The following is a 1,379-nucleotide window of genomic DNA, read 5'->3' on the forward strand; positions in this document are numbered from 1 at the left end:
GGCAACAGCGGCACCAGCAAGCCGAACAGCCACCCACCCAGCAGAAAAAACCGCTGAAAGCGGAAGCTCGCCTTGCGGCCGGCCACGAAATAGTAAGCCAGCAGTGCCAGCCAGATGACGGTGGTACGGAGGAGGTATTCCAGGATTTCGGGGGACATAACTATTCTTCTAGTTTGAAGACAAATTCGAGGGCAAAAATGACCACGGCGGGCTTGCCTTCAGCCGTAGACGGCACCGTTAATTGCTTCTGAACCATGACGCCACCAACGGCATCCAAAAACATAGTATCGCCTGCTTCTGAAGATCCTTTCGCTTTCCCCTTACCAACTACTACAATCTCGGCTATTGGAGCTTTTTTCGAGGATTTTTCATGAGAAGAAAAAAGAATTTTTCCAGACTCATCCATCAGCGAGACGATTCGCAGCCGGCCGGTTAGCCCAGTCTCCCGGGCTGCTTTTGGATAAGTGATATTTTGTTGAATATCTTTAATCAACCCCTGCAACGTCTCCTCGCTCAACAAAGTAGGGTCCGGTTCCGTAACCAGATAAGCATCTCCCTTAGTAGGGTCATAGGGCCGTGGCTGGTCCTTTTCCGCTATTGAGTTTTCAGCGGCAGGCAAGTCCTGGGCTTTAACGTCACTGCAGAAAAGCAGCAGGCCCGTTACCAGCACACAAAGAGAAAGCAGGGGCAAAAAGCGGAGCTTCCGCTCCCGGGTTTTATTGGCAATCATCTCAATTCGTTGTTTGAGGGGTGAGGAAAAGAGCCCCAGTCCGCCCGTCGGGCCCAACGAGCAGTGCAGGAGCTGGAGGCCGTAGGTCCGCGCCGGCACTCGTTCGAGCACAGCCGCGTCGGCCTCGTATTCATGGACGGTGGCGAGCAGCCGCCGGTAAGCCCACGTGAGCGGGTGGAACCAGAGCAGGATGCTACCGAGCGTCAGTAAAAATTTGTCGTAGTGGTGGCGCGCACGCAGGTGCGCAGTTTCGTGAAGAAGGGCAGTGTTTTCCAGGCTGGCATCGGTCATACCAGCGGGCAGGAAGACGTAGCCCCGGGCCGCAAAAGGGCTCCGAATTCGCGCATGGCGGATCACCGGATAGCCACTGAAAGTGCTGCGCCGGCCAGTACGCAAATATTGCTCCGTCAACCAGCCCTGCACCAGCGGCCGCGCCCCGAAAATCAGCACCCCGAAAAGGTACAGCCAGGGCAAGAAATCCGTGAAGCTCCAAGTGGATTCCGCCACAATTTCCACCGTCATTGCCGCTGCCGCCGGCCCGCTAAAAGATATCTTCGGCAAGTTCGCCACCGGCAAACTCACCTCCCCCTCGAGGCCGGGCAACAGCGGCACCAGCAAGCCGAACAGCCACCCACCCAGCAGAAAAAAC

At 56.3% G+C, this 1,379-nt stretch carries 1 protein-coding gene; it reads right to left on the reverse strand.

The genetic code is table 11. From position 1 onward, the window contains the following. Positions 1 to 160: 160 nt before the first annotated feature. Positions 161 to 1,379: M56 family metallopeptidase (locus B036_RS0126655; protein WP_020571781.1), on the reverse strand; the 1,219-nt coding region annotated here is incomplete at its 5' end.

The organism is Neolewinella persica DSM 23188 (genome assembly GCF_000373105.1).
Classification (GTDB): Bacteria; Bacteroidota; Bacteroidia; order Chitinophagales; family Saprospiraceae; genus Neolewinella; species Neolewinella persica.